1 pseudogene is annotated in these 348 nt (G+C 53.7%); it reads right to left on the reverse strand.

What is annotated here, in order from left to right:
* Nucleotides 1-348: pseudogene (locus tag ACRHNM_RS16430) on the reverse strand (hypothetical protein); the annotation flags it as partial.

Here is a 348-nt window from a genome sequence, read left to right on the forward strand (position 1 = left end):
CTAATCACTGCCTCCAACATCACCCCTTTAAATGCACCTTCATTGAAAATGCTGGTCGTGTCAAAACCGTCGTACTGCTGGTTTACATACTCCAGTTTTGTGAGGATGTTCTTGGTCAGGAACGCCCCTGCGCCCAACTGGAACCGGTCGATGTTGATATCCGCTCCAGAGGGGTCGTCGCTGCTGACCGTGTTGTAACGGGTACCCACATAGAAGTTCTCATTGCGGCCAAAACGGTAGAGCAATTCCCCGGCAATCTGGGTGGCTGAGCGGGTGTCCGGCTCGGCTTCCGCCTTGCCGCTTGCCAGTTCAACGGTGCCGAAGAATTCAAGTCCCTTGTATTTCAGG

Source organism: Psychroserpens mesophilus, from assembly GCF_050617655.1.
Classification (GTDB): Bacteria; Bacteroidota; Bacteroidia; order Flavobacteriales; family Flavobacteriaceae; genus Psychroserpens; species Psychroserpens mesophilus_A.